The 1,651-nt window shown below is 37.9% G+C and carries 2 protein-coding genes; both read right to left on the bottom strand.

Annotated features, from left to right (window positions below):
- Positions 1–21: 21 nt before the first annotated feature.
- Positions 22–1,242: a transposase family protein gene (locus tag I6E38_RS14690; protein WP_235394685.1), complete on the bottom strand. Its 1,221-nt coding sequence runs from the start codon at positions 1,240–1,242 to the stop codon at positions 22–24.
- Positions 1,242–1,487 carry a hypothetical protein gene (locus I6E38_RS14685; RefSeq protein WP_141241365.1) on the bottom strand — a complete coding sequence of 82 codons (246 nt, stop codon included), beginning with the start codon at positions 1,485–1,487 and terminating at the stop codon, positions 1,242–1,244. Before I6E38_RS14685 ends, I6E38_RS14690 begins: the two co-directional genes overlap by 1 nt.
- Positions 1,488–1,651: the final 164 nt, after the last annotated feature.

Genomic DNA, 1,651 nt, shown 5'->3' with positions numbered 1-1,651 from the left:
GGTAGGGTGTTCAAAATCGCTTTAAAATCCTGCGCATTTTTTACCTATAGTATTGATGCGCTTGACCACCAAATTTGGAGAAAGGTTTTCATTCGTCCATTCCTTAATGTGACGGTGTCTTCCTTCCTCCAATCTTTGTTTAAAATTGAAATTAACTCGTCTGCCCTTATCTGCCAAATTAAGGCGAAGCGGCATCATCAGAATTATAGGAGTGACTCCTGCAAGTTTGTCGTCAGACATTCTGCCTTTCACTACTCCAAAGATTGACTCTACCGGATCAGAACTTGCATTGTGCGATTCTCCTTCATTAACGAATGCCAGTTCACGTTCTACATATTCCAATATGAATGAACCGACTTTGCATTGACGTTCATTTCCGGACATTAGACTTGTAGTTACAAGTTGCTTGCACCGACAGATTGTATCATGCGACCAACCGTTATTTTTTACATCCTTCTCTATCTTTGTTATACAATCCATCGTTTCTGCCAGTTCGTCTACAAGAGAGGCGTTTTGTGGAATAAAGGCATAAATGCTCTTTATGTCGTTTTGAAGAGTATGATACAAGTATTGCATACGACTAATCCAGTCAATCCATTTTGACATATTCATAAAGCGTGCAATGCTTCGTTGTGAAGGAGGTTGCACATACGCTACATCTTGCATGTTATATTTGAAACGCGCAAGTTGAACATTATTGGAAAGTTCTTGAAAATCAGCTTCTTTCTTATATACTCTTTCGAGAAACATACCAAGAGTGTGGCTTATGTCCAAATGATGGGCATAACCAGCATCTCTTACTGCCTTACATACAGTGGAACCATTGTCACTGATAACATATTCAGGTTTGTGTCCGATTTTATCAGCAACCTTCTCCAGAACGTTTTTAATGCTTGCTCCATTCCAACTCTTTGCAATAGAAATATCAACAATAGTAATATCTTTTTCCGTAATTGCAGAACCGGCATTAATGGCAGGCATAGCAAGTGTAAGCAGAAGTTTTTCACTGCCTATCATCATGCTTTCATCAACAATCAAAGCATATCGCTTGTCTTTGAATAGGCTGCATGATTCCTTATAGACACTAAGTCCCAATTCTTGCGTCCAATATCCAATCGTTGTATATGCGGGAACTTTACCGAACACATTGCCCATAAACTCATTTAGAATATTGAATATCTCAACAATCTGTCGTGAGCCTACAGACAAACGTGCATAAAAAGCCACACTAAGAGCAACCATCAAACTGGAGTAATGATGTCGTCCAATAGATTCATCATTCGTTCGAAAGTCTCCTTGTCCAATCCAACGTTCGGTTTCTCTTTTTTTTTGAGTACAGAACGATACTTGGCATTGTTTGACTGAGCAGTGGACAACCTTCCCTTGAGATTGCGTTTGTCTCTTTGAAGAGATTCTTTCTCTTTCTTGAGTTTTTCCACCTGCTTTTTAAGCTTTTCTATTTCTCTATCTTGGGCTGATTTTTTCATAACCTTCATATGTTTTATTTATGTAAAGTTACTAAAAATCAACGAGTTACACAACTTTTCAAAGAATTATTTCGCAATGTAAAGTGTTAAATGTCAGCAACTTAACGAGCTGAATTCTTGCACTTTTTATGTCAGATTTATATCTAAATTTTGAACACCCTACC

Source organism: Leyella stercorea (assembly GCF_021531355.1).
Lineage (GTDB): Bacteria > Bacteroidota > Bacteroidia > Bacteroidales > Bacteroidaceae > Prevotella.
This window is presented reverse-complemented; position numbering and strand designations above follow the sequence as displayed.